The following is a 15,998-nucleotide window of genomic DNA, read 5'->3' as shown; positions in this document are numbered from 1 at the left end:
GGCGGCCATCACCAATTAACATACGAGACATTGTTCAACAACCTCGGTGCAGGCGATCTTCAACGTAGGAATCCTTCAACGTAGGAATCGTCTGACTTATAGGGAAAGGCCTTACGCTATGGACGCTGCAACATCTGCCCACAAGGCGCGTCGAACGGCACTCCTCGGCGCTATATTCCTGATGGCGACCAGCGCTATCGGGCCGGGCTTCCTCACCCAGACCGCAACCTTTACGGCCAAGCTTGGCGCGGCTTTCGCCTTTGCCATTTTGATCTCGGTGCTACTTGATATTGCGATTCAGCTCAACGTGTGGCGAGTGATCGCTGTCTCTGGACGCCGCGCGCAGGAGCTCGGCAACGCCGTGATTCCGGGGTTGGGCTGGCTTATGTCAATTCTCATTGTCATCGGTGGTGTGGTCTTCAATATTGGCAACGTCGGCGGAGCTGGACTTGGTGCGAACGCGATGTTGGGGGTGGACGCAAAGATCGGTGGCATTGTTACTGCAATCCTCGCCATTGGCTTCTTTCTCTCCCGGCGGGCGGGTATGGCGCTGGACAAGGCGCTCGTTGTGCTCGGTGTAGTGATGATTCTGGTCACTGGAATTGTGGCGTTCAGCTCTAATCCGCCAGTAGGGGAAGCGCTGAAAAACACGGTCATGCCCGACACGATTGACTTGCTGGCAATCATCACGCTGGTCGGAGGCACTGTTGGCGGTTATATTACATACGCTGGCGCTCACCGCATGCTTGACGCTGGTGCCGGCGGTGTAGAGAATCTCGCGCAGACCACTCGCTCATCTGTGACGAGCATCATCGTCACGGCCATCATGCGCTTTCTGCTTTTCCTAGCTGTTTTGGGAGTGGTCGCTGGTGGCGTGGTCCTCAATACGGATGGAAACCCCGCTGCGGAGGCATTCCAAGCTGCGGCAGGAGATTGGGGTATGCGCTTCTTTGGCGTTGTTCTGTGGGCTGCGGGAATCTCGTCGATTGTGGGCGCCAGCTACACCTCGGCAACGTTTTTGACTCGTTCCTCGGGTGCAGGAGCCAAAACTCAAAACACGATCACCATTGTCCTAATTGCAATCTCCACGCTGCTTTTCGGTGTCATCGGTACGGCTCCAGCGACGCTGTTGGTTTTTGCCGGAGCCTTCAACGGTTTGGTTCTACCAATTGGCGTCACTGTGTTGATTTACATCGCGCTGTTCCGTGCGGACCTCATGAATGGCTACAAGTACCCGAAGTGGTTGGCGGCTATCGGAATCTTGGGTGTTGCAGTCGCCTGGTTCTTGGCGTGGCGCTCGTTCGGCGGTGTGTTTGAAATGCTCGGCTAATCACCCGGTTGCTCGCACAGTGCAGATGAGAACCAACATAACAACGGTACAAAGACCAGCATTACTACCTGGAAGGAGCGGTGACGTTTATGGGAGCCACTATCGATCTCAACTCTGATCTTGGGGAAGCTTTCGGCTCGTGGAAGATGGGTGATGATATCGCTCTGCTGGACATTGTGACCAGTGCGAATATTGCCTGCGGGTATCACGCGGGTGACGCTCGCGTCATGATGGAGACCTGTGAGGCAGCTGGCGCACGCGGAATTCGCATCGGCGCGCACGTCGCCTACCGTGATCTCGCCGGGTTCGGACGACGTCGCATGGATTACTCACATCGAGAATTGCGAGCCGAAACCGTCTACCAGATTGGTGCCCTTTCGGCATGTGCACGGGCGGTGGGTACCGAAGTTTCCTACGTCAAGCCCCACGGTGCCCTCTACAACCGCATCGCAGTGGATGAAAAACAGGCCGCTGCAGTGGTGGAGGCGCTCCTGCTCGCTCGCTCCACCTGCGGAGATGGGCTTGCCATTATGGCGCAGCCGGGATCAGTCGTCGAACGGCTCAGCCTCGACGCGGACCTCCCTGTGATTCGGGAAGCTTTTGCAGACCGCACATACAACTCCGATGGAACTCTGGTGTCCCGAGCACTCGAGGGCTCGGTCATTGTAGACCCCGATGCCGTCGTCAAACGCGTCATTGCAATGGCTAGTGGGGAACCAATCGCCGCTTACGACGGTTCACCGTTGACCGTGCAGGCTGACTCTATTTGTTTGCACGGAGACACCCCTGGCGCGGTCGAACTCTCCCGTATGATTCGCCAAGGGCTCGTCGACGCCGGAGTCACCGTCGCTGCCCACGTATAGCACGGACTCGCACACCGGTCTTATTGACCGCAGTTTTTCAACCCCGCAAGAAAGAAAGGATCAGCACCGCCATGGCCGAGATTCGCCCGATGGGAACAAATGCGCTGCTTATCGACTATTCATCATCGGCCAATCCGTTGGCGAAGGTACTTCGTGCACACTCTGCTGCAGCCGAGATCGAGGGACTCGTTGACAGGGTACCTGCAGCCCAAACGCTCCTACTTCGCTTTCGCGGACCGGCTCGTCGTTACCTTGGCGCAGTCGAAACCGCGCTGCGGGGCAACAATACGCAGAAGCAGACCGTCGACAAGCGAAAGACAGTGACGATTCCCGTTCACTATGACGGCGCGGACCTTGAGTCCTTGGCACAAAGCCTTGGGATGAGCCCCCAAGCGTTAATTGATTGGCACTGCGAGCGCCCTTGGACGGCCGCGTTCGGTGGATTCGCGCCGGGCTTTTATTACATGGTGCGTGGGAGCGGTCAGGGGTGGCCAGAGCCGCTTGATATTCCCCGCCTTACGACGCCGCGCACCCGAGTTCCCAAGGGCTCTGTCGGACTTGCAGGCCAATTCGCAGGTGTGTATCCCATCGATTCGCCCGGTGGCTGGCAGCTGTTGGGGCATACAGATGTGGAGATGTGGGACTTAAATCGGCCTAATCCGGCGCTGCTTGAGCCCGGGGCTGAGGTGCAATTTGAGGCGACTTCTACGGTGAGTGCGGCGTAGAAAAAAGGTGCGGAAGAGATGAAGAATTCTATCGAGATTATTCGACCCGGGATTTTGACGACGATTCAGGATTTGGGCCGTGCAGGGCAAGGCAGCCTGGGCGTGAGTACTTCCGGTGCGTTCGACCGCGATTCCGCGGCAGCCGCTAACCGGATGGTTGTCAACGAAGAAAGCCTGGCGGTCCTTGAGTGCGTCGTCGGCGGGTTGGAGTTCCAAGTAGCGGAGGGAGCAATCATCTCCTTTGCAGGAGCCCACGGTGAGGTGACTGTCGAGCAGGATGGCAAGGTCATCAAGACCTCGATGAATAGCCGAATTGTGGTCGGGGCGAAGGCAATTGTGCGGCTTGGTACCTTCGATGCAGGTCTTCGCGGGTATGTCGCGATTCGAGGGGGCATCGATGTCGCGGAAGTGCTGGGGTCGCGGTCATACGATACGCTCGGCAAGCTCGGCCCAGCGCCTTTGCAGGCTGGTCAGGTTTTGCAGGTCGGCGACCCGGAGTATTCGACGGGGTCGTCAATCGCAATTTATCCCGCGCCTCATTGGTCGAGCGAGGCTGCGCGCCTAGATGTTGTTCCTGGCCCTCGGGCGGACTGGTTTACGTCGGAAAGCGTCAATGATTTCTTTCACGAGACATGGACCGTGACGCAAGAGGCCAACCGCGTCGGACTTCGGCTGAGTGGGACTACTCTTGAGCGCCAGGTCACCCATGAGTTGCCAAGCGAGGGAATGGTTCCCGGTGCGATACAAGTGCCCGCATCGGGGCAGCCGATTATTTTCGGTCCTGATCATCCGGCGACGGGGGGATATCCGGTCATTGGTGTGCTGACGGAGCCGTCATTGTCGAGAGCCGGGCAATTGGTGCCCGGCGGGAAGGTAAAATTCCGCCGGGTGCGGGCGGCATAGGTCTGCGGCGTCATCCTGCGCTATGGTGCGCCAAAACGTCTGCCAGCTGTCAGAGTCGCACAGCACTCCGCAGTAAAATCAGGCACCATGATTGAGCGAGCTTCTTTTTCCGACCTCAGCGCGACCGATGCGTATGCCATCTCGGCGCTGCGTACCGACGTGTTCTATCTTGAGCAGTCCTGTGAGGAGCCGGAAATGGATTGGCGCGACCTGGAAGATACCGCAGAGCACTATTTCATCCGCGACGACAATGACTCCCGCAAGATTATTGCGTACTTGCGTGTAATTGACACGCTCGATGAGTACTCTTCGAGCTACCCGCGCACCATCGGCCGAGTTGTCGTCGATGCTGCGAGCCGGGGTAGGGGGTTGTCCTCGAAACTGCTGCAGCAGGTCATCGCTGACCACCCGGATACGGGGCTAATTCTGCATGCCCAGACGCAGGCGAAAGGTGTGTACGAAAAAGCCGGCTTCCATGAGGTCGGGGAGACCTTCATGGAAGCCGGCATTGAGCACATCACCATGGTTCGTGATGCAGCCCGTGGCGAAGCCTAGGAATTAATCGCCTAGACTCCGGTTTGTACGGCGTTGCTTACTTTCGGGTTTAAGCGTTGACCTTCGAATCCGCCAGGATGCGATTCAGGGAGTCGATGCTGGCCTTCGCATCGCCGATAAGCATGTCGGTGTTTTCGTTGAAGAACAGCGGGTTCTGCACGCCCGAGTAGCCCGAACCCATCGACCGCTTGAGAACAATCACGCGCTCAGATTCCCACACCTTCAGCACCGGCATACCCGCAATCGGGGAGCCCGGCTGCTCTGCCATCGGGTTGACGGTGTCATTTGCACCGATGACCAGGGTGACATCCACATCAGCGAAATCATCGTTGACCTCGTCCAGCTCCAGCACGATGTCGTAGGGAACCTTGGCCTCAGCCAGCAGCACATTCATGTGACCCGGCAGGCGGCCAGCGACTGGGTGGATACCGAAGACCACTTCCTTACCGTCGGCACGCAAATTGCGTACCAGATCGGCGACGGCGTACTGAGCCTGTGCCACAGCCATACCGTAGCCCGGAGCGATGAGGATCTTGTCCGCGTTGCGCAGGATTTCTGCAGTGTCCTCGTGGTTGACCTCAGTGTGGGAGCCTTCCACAGCGCTTGCCGACGTAGCTTCGGAGCCAAAGCCACCCAGAATAACGTTGGCAAAGGAGCGGTTCATGGCCTCACACATGATGTATGACAGGTAGGCGCCGGAGGAACCAACCAGCGCACCGGTGATGATGAGCAGCGGGTTGCCAAGCATGAGACCGGTGAAAGCAGCGGCCCAACCGGAGTACGAGTTCATGATGGACACGACAACCGGCATGTCGCCGCCACCGATGGCGATGACCAGGTGCCAGCCCAAGAACAGGCCCAAAGCAGTGACTGCAACCATGCATGCCCATGCGATGGCGCCGCCCTCGGTGCCGGTTGCGATGAAGACAGCCAGGAGAACCAGAGTGACCACCAGAATGGCAATGTTCAGAGCGTTGCGGCCCGGCAGCAGTAGCGGCGAGCCCTTGATCTTCTCAGACAGCTTCAGGCCTGCGACGATGGAGCCAGTGAAAGTCACAGCGCCGATGAAGACGCCAATGTAAACCTCGCCGAAGTGGAACTTCAGGGCATCGGGGGCGACATCTTCGGCGAAGATGTAGGAGTTGAAGCCGATGAAGATAGCGCCGAGTCCAACCAGACCGTTGAACAGTGCAATCAGCTGCGGCATACCAGTCATGGCAACGCTGCGTGCGCGACTGATACCGATGACACCACCGATGCCGATAGCGACAGCGATGAGAATCAGGGTAATCAGCGGGGAGAAGTGAGAATCCGGCTTGGTGTCAGCGGTGACGAGTGCCTGGAAGATGGCGATGACAACGGCGACGGCCATGCCGGCAATACCGAAGGCGTTTCCGCGGCGAGCGGTCTCCGGCTTGGACAGGCCCGAGAGTGCAGCGAGGAACAGGACGGCGGCGACAATGTAGCCGACGTTGGACAGGCGGTAGGTCCAGTCCAGAAGCGAAGCAGTATCAATGCTAGCCATTAGACTTTATGCCTCCTCTTTCACAAACATGCCAAGCATGCGGTCGGTGACGGCGAAACCGCCGAAGATATTGATGGAGCTGACTACGATGGCCGCGAACGCGAGACCGGAAACTAACAGGTTGGAGCTTCCCACCTGGAGAATCGCACCCACCAGAACAATGCCGGAGATCGCGTTGGTCTCAGACATCAGTGGTGTGTGCAGGCGCGGCGTGACCGCGGAGATCACGTAGAAGCCGAGCACGATAGCCAAGGTGAGAACCATGAAGTTGGCGCTCACGCTGTGCGGTGCGCTGAGCATAACCACAATTGCCAGCAGTGCCGTCAGGCCCAGAGCAATCTTCGAGCCCATGCCCGATCCCATGAAGGAAACCTTCTCCGGCGCATTCTCTTCTAATGCAGCCTGGTGAGCCTGCTGCTCCTGCAGTGGGGCAGCAGGGGTGACAGCGACCTTGATGGGCGGTGGTGGCCAGAGAATCTCAGCTCCGGTAGCGCCGCCGCCATTTTGTGAGCGAGCCTTTGTCACCGTGATGCCACGGATAATCTCGTCCTCGAGATTGAGAACTGGAGAGCCATCCTTTTCCGGCGTGATCAGCTTGAACAGGTTGAAAATGTTCTGTCCGTACAGCGACGATGCCTGTGCGGGCAGACGTCCTGCAAGGTCGGTGTAACCGATGATGGTCACACCGTTGTCAGTGACAATGGTCTTGCCTGGAACTGTCATCTCGCAGTTACCGCCACCGGCGGCAGCCATGTCGACGATGACGCTGCCTGGTTTCATAGCTGCAACATCGGCAGCAGTCAGCAGCAGTGGAGAGCGGCGGCCCGGGATATTCGCGGTGGTGATGACAATGTCAGCTTGCGCGGACTGCTCGGAGTAGAGCTTCGCGGCAGCGGCAGCCTGATCATTGGTCATTTCCTTGGCGTAGCCATCTTCGGACTTCTCAGTGGCGGCCGGAATCGGGATGAACTCTGCACCCATCGATTCGACCTGTTCACCGGCTTCAGGGCGCAGGTCTGTTGCCTTGACAATCGCGCCCATAGAGTTGGCGGTACCGATTGCGGCAAGTCCGCCGACACCAGCGCCGATGACGTAAACGGTAGCTGGCGGCATCTTGCCTGCGGCAGTCACCTGACCAGTGAAAAGGCGACCATACGCAGCAGCCGCTTCGACTACTGCGCGGTAACCACCGATGTTGGCCATCGACGACAGCACGTCCATCGACTGTGCCCTGGAAATACGGGGAACCGCATCCATAGCAAGGGCAGTGATGTTGCGGTGCGCGAGCTCTTCGACCAGCTCTTCGTTACGCCCTGGCGCAAGTCGGCTAATCAGCATGGCACCGTCGTTAAGCAGTGCACGGAACTGTTCCGGCGGAGTGTCGAGCGTTACGACGATATCGCTGTGCCAGACAGACTCGTCGACAATGGTGGCGCCGGCGGATTCGTAGTCCGCGTCGGTGAACTTAGCAGCCAGGCCGGCGTCAGCCTGCACGGCGACCTCGTAGCCAAGCTTGACGAGTTTGCCGACGGTCTCCGGGGTCGCAGCCACAATTGTTTGCTGGGGATCGGGTTCTAAAGGGATGCCGATTCTCATTGTGGGAGTTCTTTTCTGTTCGGGGGTTTTATTAAGGGCCATGCACACTCGGTTGTCGGTTAACAGTGAGCGTGGGCGTGACCGCTTTCTCCTTGGTGTCAATAAGGTATGCGCTGGCGGGGAGGCAGCGGAGGCGTTTGTGGAAAAAGGTAATAAAAATATGTGGGTAACGGTGGTGAGGTGGGTTTTTCTGAGTTTGCGCACTCTTAGAAAGGGGGTAGGAAATGGGGGTAATAGTGCTAATTGTGGGCGAGAGTGAACATTTGTAGCGCCCTGAATGATTGTTTGAGGGGTGAAGTATGGGGGAGGATGATTCTGTCTTTACGTACGTCTTTACGCATTAGGTAGATTCGTATTCCAAGGCTTTTGGCAAGAGTTAAGGAAAAACGATGATTGGTTCACTAAGTGTCGCCGGAAAGACCGTGTCGGCATCCCGCCGAGGGCAGGGGCGTACGTTCTCGAAGGTGGTTGCTCTCTCGCTCGCAGCTGGTGTAGTTCTCGGCGGACAGGTGCCAGCGCAGGCGGCACCGCGCATTGGTCAGCTGCCGGATATCACTGCACGCGAAAGCACTATTGACTACCAGAACTCGGAAACCGTGGACAAAATTGGCGGTGGTCTGGTGGATGTCATGGGTGGCGTGAACCGTGTCATTTCCGGTGGCGAAAGTGGCCATATCACCGAGCCGTTCGCCCCAGAGGCGGGGCAGCTGCGCAAGGAGTTCGGAGCGATGGGCTCCCATCCAGTTGCCGCAACCCGCGAAGCAATGCCATGTGATGGTGTCGTCTACACCATCTATAACCGCGTACTGCGGGACCTCCACGGTCTCCATGGCACCACCGGCTGCTATGACGTATTGCCTGAATCGGCCAACGCCTCCCCAGTTGGCGCACAGCTTATCTACCCGGCGGATATTGACTCCATGGAGTCTGCGCCACTGATGGTTCTCAGCCCTGGCATTGGTACTGAGCCGGGTATGTACGACGCGCAAGCGCGACTCTATGCAAGCCACGGATATGTCGTGGCTCTTGGCTACAACTTCACCAACTGGTTCGCGCCACAGATGGTGCTGGCAGCTTCAGTTGCCGCAGCGGCCAATGAGGACGAGTCCACACCACTTGCAGGCAAGATCGATTTCTCCCGGACGATGCTGGTCGGGCACTCTGCAGGTGGCGGCTCCGCAATCTTCCTGAACAATAGGATGGATAAGGCCTTCCAGGCTGCGGGCATCGATATGGTCACCCGTGGTCTGGTTGCTATCAACCCAGGGCCTTCCGACGCTGGACTGATCTCCACCCCTCCGGAGATTCCGAGCCTGGTGGCCATTGCTGAGCACGAGGACATCGTTCCTTTTGATGCCGATCGACGTGGTTACCGCGATGCTGCAGGGCCCGCCTGGGAAGCGGTAGTCACCGGTTCCTACCACGGCACCTACCTGGATGATCCGTCCAAGAATGTGCTCGGCTCGATGGTGCTGTCCTTTAGCGAGTATGTGCTCGACGGAACGAGTCGAGCAAAGGCTGTCTATGAGGGTGCCAACTATGGCCTGGCCACTGACTCCGAGCTCAAGGACGTTCAGCGCAAGGGCGTCTAGAGCTGGCTACTCCATCGACTCTGGAATCAGCTTTGCCGCAGCCTCGGCGATTGCCTTGCGCTGCGCTTTCGTGAGCTGATTGCCATTGAGGTAGTCGTTAGCCCAGAGTCCATCGGAAATCATTTGGACAACGTAGGCCATGCAGGCATCCTGGTCGGTGGCAATCCGTTCTACCGGCGGATTCCACCGGCGCAAAAGGCGCGTCCAAATCTCGCGTAGCTCCGGGTCGGCGGCAGAGTCGATGGACATGAGTAGCTCGGCCCTCGTTGCCGTATCCAGCGAGACCTGGAGGTTTGCGCGTAGGCGGTTGGCGGGGGATACCTCCTCTGCGGGCCCACCTGCGGCTTCGATAAGCTCCTCCTCCCATAACTGCGCCATGTGCTCGTGGACGCTGCGGATCATGTCTTCGCGGGAGGGGAAGTGGTAAATCAATCCTGATTTACTCATTCCGCATTGAGTTGCGACATTTTCGTAGGTGACCTCGGAAAAACCGCTTGTCTCGATAATCTCAACGATTGTGTCGAGGATGGCAGTGCGCTTACTCGTGCGCATATTCAGTCTCCTTCGGGTTGCCGCGGAATGTCACCGCAGTCGCAATCGCTGCAATGACAGCAACGACAGCCAGGATAATCAAAATGGCCAGGTAGGAACTGTCGAGGCCGGCGCGGGCGCCGTCGTTAAGCGCTGGCGTGTGAAGTGCATCGGTGAGCGAGATGCTGGCGTCGACAGGCGTGAACAGGGCGTAGAACATAGGCAGGAGGCTGCCTGTGATTGCGACGGTGATCAGTGTGCCGAACTCGTAGGACACGGATTCCATTGCCGCCGCCATACCTGCCTTTGACCTCGGGGCTGAGCCGATAATCGCGGTCGACGACACCGACATCACAGAACCTGCGCCCGCGCCGAGCAGTATCAATCCCGCGATCATGAGCGAGAAATTGCCCAAGGAAACGCCGTAGTACATGCCTGCCAGTCCGACGGCGTTGAGGAGGAAGCCGCCGGTGATAAGCGTGCGGAAACCCACTCGATGGAGCACCATGCCGCCGATGACACCAACTGGCAAGGATGCCAGTGCTGCGGTGGCAACTAGCAAGCCCGCATCGAGTGGTGTGTAGCCTACGGAAATCTGGAAGCGCTGCGTCGTCATCAATTCCGCGCCTGCCAGGACAAACATGGCAAGCGCTGCTGCCAGCACGCCACCGGAAAACATCGGCGAACGGAAGACCGAAAAGTCGATGAGGGGTTCGGTAAGACGTGCCTGACGACGCTGAAACAGTACCGCGCCCACTAGCCCACAGGCGATCGCTGCGACGATGACGGTGGAGGAGCGATGGCCGGCGAGTTCCTTGATGAGCGAAACCAGGCCCAGCATGGCCAGCATCGCGTAGAGGCTGGTGAGAAAATCCCAGCGCTTGGCTGGGTTGGGCTGATTTGGGGGAGCGAAAATCAGCGTGCCAATGATTGCGAAAACTACGACAGGGATGTTGATAAGGAAGATTGAGCCCCACCAAAAGTGCTCCAACAGGAAACCGCCAACGACGGGGCCGGCGGCAGCACCCAGTGTTGCTGTGGCTGACCAAATGCCAATAGCCGTGGCAAGTTCACGAGGGTGGTGGAAGGTCTCACGTAGCAAAGCGAGGGTTGCCGGCATCATGGTCGCGGCGCCCAGTCCTAGACAGCCGCGAGCGATGACCAGCGCCCAGGCGTGCGGCGCAAAGGCTGCGGCCAGGGAAGAGAAGCCAAAAATTGTCAGGCCCACAAGGAACATCTTGCGGTGACCGATGCGGTCGCCCAGAGTGCCTGTGCCGAGGAGGAGTGCGGAGATCACCAGTGGGTAGGCATTGATGATCCACAGGCCCTCCAGCTCGGTTGTGTGGAGCTGCTCGCGCAGAACTGGCAGGGCAGTGTAGAGCACCGAGTTATCTATGCCGATGAGTAGTAGGCCGGCGCTGATGATAGCGAGGAAGACCCACCTGTGGGTGACTGGAGTGGGCGGATTAGCCCCCGTGGAAGCGGCGTGGTCGGTACTTGTCATTCCAGTAACTGTAACGAACGTTCGGTTTAGTTACAACTTTTGGAGGGGCAGCGATTTGGGTCTATAAATTCAAGAAAAGTACGCCAATCCCGACCAAGGAGCCGGTGAAAAAGTGTCTAAGTTGAAGGCGTTGTTGAGGTATGAATTCACGGACGCCGTTCGATCCCCCGTGGCGCCCGAGCGGGTAAAGATCAGCTTGGACGCGCTGACTTTAAGCTCGGACGTTGTGGCCTATCACCGCCGGGATAGTGATTGGCGCATCCCCGAAAAGCTCCTTCTGGTATTCGTTCTGCTCGAAAGCGCCGGCATCGTTATCCCTGATGGTGGCCACATTTGTCAGTTTGCGTGCCGACGGTGCGGAGTCCTTTTGGAGCAGTCCGCCACGGTTGCCCGCAGTGGTGGCCGCGAAAGTCCCTGCACCACGGTTTCCAGCAGCGGTACCCGCGATTCCGCCAGCAGCACCCGTAGCTCCGGTAGTAGCACTGTTGCGCGCACTGATTAGGGAATTCATCAATCCACTTCCGCGCTGTGCAGGGCTGTTCGAGGCGTTTGGCAAGGCAGACCCAGCGACCCCGGCACCCAAGCCGGTTCCCATCCCGCGACCCGCGGTTGGCGCTGGCATACGTCCAAGACTTGAAGTCGGAAGTCCCGAGGCCGGTGGACGGGGGCTTGCGTTTCCAGAAGACGGAAGTGCCGGGATATTGCCCGCTGGTGTGAGCCCCGCAGTGCGTCCTGCACCGAGGGAGCCAGCCGGTCGGTTACCGTGAACTCCGTAAGGTGAAGATGCTTGCGGTGAAGTGCGTTGAAGTGGTGCGCTCGCTCCCGAAGGAGCGACCATGGCTGGATTCGCCGCGTTTGGTTGAGCCATGGATGATGTACCGGTCGGGGAAGTTGGCGAGATTGTGGAGCTCGTTGGGCTGCTAGGTGATGCGGGGTGCACAGGGGTAGCAGACGGATTAGTAGGGTTCGACAAAGTCGAAGTGCTCGGTTGAACCTGCGAAGGAGCGGGAGCAGTCGCGGCTGTGGATTGTGGTGTTGGAGAATCCGGAACAGTTGAGGTGGCGCCAACTGGTGCGCTGGCAGCCTGCATGTTTCCAGTCATCCCCGCAGGCGAAAGACCGAACTGACTAGTTCCAGAACGCCCGGCGACTGTGGCCCCAACGGAAACCTCGGCAGTCACACCACTTCCGGCATCGGCAGAAACCAGGTTAGGAATTCGGGGAATAGCGGTCTGTAGCTGTGCGGTATACGGACCAGAGAGAAAGGCAGCTACCTCGGCCTGTTCAAAAGCTTTTTGCGCGCCAGGGTTGGGGAGTGCCTTGGACTCGGCCTCAATCGCAGATAGTGCATTGACGGCCATTGCCTTAACGGACGGCAAAACGGCAAGGTGTCCGGCCATGACCTCAGATGCGGTGGCGATGCTGGTTGCGCGTGCGGCCAGACCTTTCATTGTTGAGTCAGCAGCAGAGAAGACAGCACCGCTGTTGCTCGACACCAAGCCGGATGAGATGGAGGTTAGATTGCTGGCCAACGTGGTCATAGTTTCGGCGAAGTTGTTCCAGTAGGCGATTGCCTCGGCTACGGCACCGTCGTTTGTCGAGGAAAACATGGATAGTAGAGACTTCGCATCGAGACCGAGTTCCGCAGAAAGTGTGACTGGCGCGAAAGTGAGACTTCCAGCTTCAAACATTGGCCGACGCTGGAATACACCGCTTGTTCGCGCTACTTCAGCAATGGAAGCGCCGTCACCATTGAACGGGTTAATGCTTCGAAGGATCCGATTCATGGTGGATTCGTGCTCAGTGATCACGCGACGGAAGTCAGCGAGATTCGTTTGCGCCCACGTGAGCTGTTTGCCCAGAGATAATCCGACGGCGGCAGAGCTTCCCGTACTGCCGGAAATTGCGAGACTGTGTTCTGTCGCCACCAGCTGGAGTGACGGAACCTGTGAGTAGCCGGCCAAGTTGGGCTGGATATGGATGGCATTATTTGCCAGCAAATTCGTGGAATGGAACTTCTGAATTGCAGAGTCGATTGTTGGAATTACGGCATGCATCATGATTCTTCCCCCAAGTAATCAATTAACAGCTCATTTACGGGAGCGCACAGCCGATGCTGTGGGTCAGGGCTATCTTGTCCGGTTGTGTCGATAACGAATCCGAGAGCCCCTTGTTCTGTTTCGACAGAAGCAATACAGGCAGAGCTTCCGAGTGGATTGATTTGAGTGAATGTCACCCAATTGAAAATCCCTTCGTGATGAGCCAAAGGCTCGGCACTGTAGCGTTCGAGTTGTGAATGAGCGACCGCAGCATGCCAGATGCTCAGCAGGCCGGAAGCGTCGGATTCGATAACGCAGCCGATCTGTTTATTACCTTCGATTCGGCCCTCCATGTACGTCTGCTCCCGGAACCCCAGCCTGTCTAAGCGCCCCATAATCTCGGGGTCGTCACACGGATTGGTCAGGACGAATTCGGGTGCGTCGTAGTTGTAGTGCCCATCGGGACCAAGTGGAGCATCACCGGGCTCCGGCGGATTGTTGGGTGGAAGCACACCCGCAGGTAACGTCACGCCCGAGTCAGTAGTGATGGTTGTCGCATTGTCGCCGACAGGTTGAACGTCCTCGCCGGAAGCCTTGGTCGATGCGCAACTAGTCCCCGTTACTCCCCATAGAAGTGCTGACACTAGGGCGGCAGTAGTCGCCTTTTTCAATTTTCCCTCCCCAAAGAATTTGTGTGAGAAAGATATAACACCGCGTTCACAATTGCGCTTGCTGAGAAGCCGAAAAAATAGACCGACTGTGGATAACTTTTTAGGGGTGTGGACAACGCGGTCGCCGCGAAAAACAGCGCCGCTGCACAGCCGCAACCTGCAGCTTTAGGGTGTGTTCTCCGTGCCGTCGTTAAGCGTTGGCGGCAAACGTGGGTGTAATGACCGAAGTAATCCGAACGATTGGTTAGACTATGAGGCGCATTACAAAACCACGGGAGTGCCAACCGAAATTCCGGCACTGAGAGGACGCTAGGAATCGAGCGTCGACCGGACGAACCTGAATCTGGGTAATACCAGCGTAGGAAAGGGATGTGTTGCTTCATGGCCGCACGTGTATCTGTATCCGCTCCGCCGAAAGAGGGCGAGGTTACAACTGGCCCGATTTACCGCAGTAACAAGCATTACGACGAGGTTGCGTTTAGCAACGATTTCGGTGAGGCGAACCTGCGGATTCCAGTTCGTCGAATCAATCTGACGGACGGTACTCACTTCGATGCTTACGACACCTCGGGTATCTACACCGAGGAAAACCCGAAGCTGAACCTGAAGGAGGGTTTGGCTAAGACTCGTGACTCGTGGCCGAAGGCTCCGGCAGTGCCGGCGGTTGCGGGCTCTGAGGATGCACCGAAGGTCAAGACGCAGCTGGCATGGGCGCGTGCGGGAATTGTCACCCCGGAGATGGCTTTCATCGCCGCTCGTGAAGGTGTGGATCCGGAAGTTGTGCGCGAAGAGGTCGCTGCGGGTCGTGCCGTGATTCCGGCCAACCACAAGCACCCGGAGACTGAGCCGATGATTATCGGCAAGCGTTTTGCCACCAAGATCAACGCAAATATCGGCAACTCGGCCGTGACTTCGTCCATCTCTGAAGAGGTGGAGAAGATGGTGTGGGCAACCCGTTGGGGCGCGGACACCATCATGGACCTGTCCACTGGCAAGGACATTCACGAAACCCGCGAGTGGATTCTGCGTAACTCCCCGGTGCCGGTTGGTACGGTGCCGATTTACCAGGCGCTGGAGAAGGTCAAGGGTGACCCGGCCAAGCTGACCTGGGAAATCTACCGCGAAACCATCATTGAGCAGTGTGAACAGGGCGTGGACTACATGACCGTTCACGCGGGTGTGCTGCTGCGCTATGTGCCTCTGGCCGCCAACCGCGTGACAGGCATTGTTTCCCGCGGTGGCTCGATTATGGCCGCATGGTGCCTCGCGCATCACCAGGAGAGCTTCCTCTACACCCGCTTCGCTGAGCTGTGCGACATTCTGGCGCAGTACGATGTCACGTTCTCCCTCGGTGATGGCCTGCGTCCGGGCTCCATTGCCGACGCTAACGATGAAGCCCAGCTGGCTGAGCTGCGCACCCTCGGCGAGCTGACCAAGATCGCTAAGTCCCGCGGCTGTCAGGTCATGATTGAAGGTCCAGGCCACGTTCCGATGCACAAGATCGCCGACAACGTGAAGTGGGAAGAGGAGTGGTGTGAGGAAGCTCCGTTCTACACCCTCGGCCCGCTGGCAACCGATATCGCGCCGGGCTATGACCACATCACCTCGGCTATCGGTGCGGCAATCATTGCGCAGGCTGGCACCGCCATGCTTTGCTACGTCACGCCGAAGGAGCACCTGGGGCTGCCGAACCGCGACGACGTCAAGGTCGGCGTGATTACTTACAAGATTTCCGCGCACGCCGCCGACTTGGCGAAGGGGCTGCCGCGCGCTCAGGAGCGTGACGACGCGCTGTCGAAGGCCCGCTTCGAGTTCCGTTGGCATGACCAGTTTGCACTGGCTCTGGATCCGGACACTGCGCTGGATTACCACGATGAGACTCTGCCTGCAGAGCCGGCAAAGACTGCGCATTTCTGTTCCATGTGTGGTCCGAAGTTCTGCTCCATGCGTATTTCCAAGGATGTACAGGACTACGCGAAGGAACACGGCCTGGACTCCGTTGAAGCGATCGAGGCCGGCATGGCTGAGAAGTCCCAGGAGTTCGCTGATCAGGGGAGCCGCGTCTACCTGCCGATTACCGCGGAGTAGCTGGTTGTCTTAGAAGCTGCTGAAGTAAGCCGTGGTCGAGCTCTATTGGGCTTGGCCGCGGTTTTCTTTTGTTTTCA

Annotated in this window: 13 protein-coding genes and 1 riboswitch; of the genes, 7 read left to right on the top strand and 6 right to left on the bottom strand. The window is 58.1% G+C overall.

Annotation, left to right across the window (positions count from 1 at the left end):
* Positions 1 to 118: 118 nt before the first annotated feature.
* From QP977_RS02110 to QP977_RS02090, 5 genes are all read left to right on the top strand, one after another.
* Positions 119 to 1,330: an NRAMP family divalent metal transporter gene (locus QP977_RS02110; RefSeq protein ID WP_284847096.1), complete on the top strand. Its 1,212-nt coding sequence runs from the start codon at positions 119 to 121 to the stop codon at positions 1,328 to 1,330.
* Positions 1,331 to 1,419: 89 nt separating this feature from the next.
* Positions 1,420 to 2,193: a LamB/YcsF family protein gene (locus QP977_RS02105; RefSeq protein ID WP_284847095.1), complete on the top strand. Its 774-nt coding sequence runs from the start codon at positions 1,420 to 1,422 to the stop codon at positions 2,191 to 2,193.
* 71 nt (positions 2,194 to 2,264) lie between these two features.
* Positions 2,265 to 2,918: a 5-oxoprolinase subunit B family protein gene (locus QP977_RS02100; RefSeq protein ID WP_284847094.1), complete on the top strand. Its 654-nt coding sequence runs from the start codon at positions 2,265 to 2,267 to the stop codon at positions 2,916 to 2,918.
* A gap of 18 nt (positions 2,919 to 2,936) precedes the next feature.
* Positions 2,937 to 3,821: a 5-oxoprolinase subunit C family protein gene (locus tag QP977_RS02095; RefSeq protein WP_284847093.1), complete on the top strand. Its 885-nt coding sequence runs from the start codon at positions 2,937 to 2,939 to the stop codon at positions 3,819 to 3,821.
* Between the two features lie 87 nt (positions 3,822 to 3,908).
* The gene (locus QP977_RS02090) at positions 3,909 to 4,376 is read left to right on the top strand and encodes a GNAT family N-acetyltransferase (protein ID WP_070607808.1); all 468 of its coding nucleotides are present in this window, start codon (positions 3,909 to 3,911) and stop codon (positions 4,374 to 4,376) included.
* Between the two features lie 49 nt (positions 4,377 to 4,425).
* On the opposite strand, the gene QP977_RS02085 is transcribed toward QP977_RS02090, so the two are convergent.
* Both QP977_RS02085 and QP977_RS02080 read right to left on the bottom strand, forming a co-directional pair.
* Positions 4,426 to 5,901: an NAD(P)(+) transhydrogenase (Re/Si-specific) subunit beta gene (locus QP977_RS02085; protein WP_070859079.1), complete on the bottom strand. Its 1,476-nt coding sequence runs from the start codon at positions 5,899 to 5,901 to the stop codon at positions 4,426 to 4,428.
* Between the two features lie 6 nt (positions 5,902 to 5,907).
* Positions 5,908 to 7,497: a Re/Si-specific NAD(P)(+) transhydrogenase subunit alpha gene (locus QP977_RS02080; RefSeq protein WP_070827864.1), complete on the bottom strand. Its 1,590-nt coding sequence runs from the start codon at positions 7,495 to 7,497 to the stop codon at positions 5,908 to 5,910.
* Between the two features lie 389 nt (positions 7,498 to 7,886).
* Here QP977_RS02080 and QP977_RS02075 point away from each other — a divergent pair, with 389 nt between their 5' ends.
* The gene (locus QP977_RS02075; RefSeq protein ID WP_070827862.1) at positions 7,887 to 9,089 is read left to right on the top strand and encodes an alpha/beta hydrolase; all 1,203 of its coding nucleotides are present in this window, start codon (positions 7,887 to 7,889) and stop codon (positions 9,087 to 9,089) included.
* Between the two features lie 6 nt (positions 9,090 to 9,095).
* Here the strand turns inward: QP977_RS02075 and QP977_RS02070 are convergent, their stop codons facing one another.
* The 4 genes from QP977_RS02070 to QP977_RS02055 form a co-directional block, all read right to left on the bottom strand.
* The gene (locus QP977_RS02070; protein WP_049189337.1) at positions 9,096 to 9,641 is read right to left on the bottom strand and encodes a TetR/AcrR family transcriptional regulator; all 546 of its coding nucleotides are present in this window, start codon (positions 9,639 to 9,641) and stop codon (positions 9,096 to 9,098) included.
* A complete protein-coding gene (locus QP977_RS02065) occupies positions 9,628 to 11,124 on the bottom strand; it encodes an MFS transporter (protein ID WP_284847092.1) in 1,497 nt (498 codons plus the stop codon). The genes QP977_RS02070 and QP977_RS02065 overlap by 14 nt, the downstream gene beginning before the upstream one ends.
* Before the next feature lie 211 nt (positions 11,125 to 11,335).
* Positions 11,336 to 13,183: a hypothetical protein gene (locus QP977_RS02060; RefSeq protein WP_284847091.1), complete on the bottom strand. Its 1,848-nt coding sequence runs from the start codon at positions 13,181 to 13,183 to the stop codon at positions 11,336 to 11,338.
* Complete coding sequence (locus QP977_RS02055; RefSeq protein WP_284847090.1) at positions 13,180 to 13,833, bottom strand: hypothetical protein; 654 nt, start codon at positions 13,831 to 13,833, stop codon at positions 13,180 to 13,182. Before QP977_RS02055 ends, QP977_RS02060 begins: the two co-directional genes overlap by 4 nt.
* Before the next feature lie 261 nt (positions 13,834 to 14,094).
* Positions 14,095 to 14,216: riboswitch (TPP riboswitch) on the top strand.
* Here QP977_RS02055 and thiC point away from each other — a divergent pair.
* Positions 14,215 to 15,921, top strand: coding sequence for a phosphomethylpyrimidine synthase ThiC (thiC, locus tag QP977_RS02050; RefSeq protein WP_049193640.1), 1,707 nt, complete (start codon positions 14,215 to 14,217; stop codon positions 15,919 to 15,921). Its footprint overlaps the riboswitch before it by 2 nt.
* The last annotated feature ends 77 nt before the right edge of the window (positions 15,922 to 15,998 follow it).

Origin of the sequence: Corynebacterium sp. MSK012 (assembly GCF_030232435.1) — a bacterium.
Classification (GTDB): Bacteria; Actinomycetota; Actinomycetes; order Mycobacteriales; family Mycobacteriaceae; genus Corynebacterium; species Corynebacterium jeikeium_D.
Note: the sequence above shows the minus strand (reverse complement) of the source record. Positions and strands in the feature narration are given on the sequence as shown.

Bases quoted from the DNA above. Each gene is read 5' to 3' on its own strand.
- QP977_RS02110 (WP_284847096.1), top strand. From the start codon at position 119: ATGGACGCTGCAACATCTGCCCACAAGGCGCGTCGAACGGCACTCCTC.
- QP977_RS02105 (WP_284847095.1), top strand. From the start codon at position 1,420: ATGGGAGCCACTATCGATCTCAACTCTGATCTTGGGGAAGCTTTCGGC.
- QP977_RS02100 (WP_284847094.1), top strand. From the start codon at position 2,265: ATGGCCGAGATTCGCCCGATGGGAACAAATGCGCTGCTTATCGACTAT.
- QP977_RS02095 (WP_284847093.1), top strand. From the start codon at position 2,937: ATGAAGAATTCTATCGAGATTATTCGACCCGGGATTTTGACGACGATT.
- QP977_RS02090 (WP_070607808.1), top strand. From the start codon at position 3,909: ATGATTGAGCGAGCTTCTTTTTCCGACCTCAGCGCGACCGATGCGTAT.
- QP977_RS02085 (WP_070859079.1), bottom strand. From the start codon at position 5,901: ATGGCTAGCATTGATACTGCTTCGCTTCTGGACTGGACCTACCGCCTG.
- QP977_RS02080 (WP_070827864.1), bottom strand. From the start codon at position 7,497: ATGAGAATCGGCATCCCTTTAGAACCCGATCCCCAGCAAACAATTGTG.
- QP977_RS02075 (WP_070827862.1), top strand. From the start codon at position 7,887: ATGATTGGTTCACTAAGTGTCGCCGGAAAGACCGTGTCGGCATCCCGC.
- QP977_RS02070 (WP_049189337.1), bottom strand. From the start codon at position 9,641: ATGCGCACGAGTAAGCGCACTGCCATCCTCGACACAATCGTTGAGATT.
- QP977_RS02065 (WP_284847092.1), bottom strand. From the start codon at position 11,124: ATGACAAGTACCGACCACGCCGCTTCCACGGGGGCTAATCCGCCCACT.
- QP977_RS02060 (WP_284847091.1), bottom strand. From the start codon at position 13,183: ATGATGCATGCCGTAATTCCAACAATCGACTCTGCAATTCAGAAGTTC.
- thiC (WP_049193640.1), top strand. From the start codon at position 14,215: ATGGCCGCACGTGTATCTGTATCCGCTCCGCCGAAAGAGGGCGAGGTT.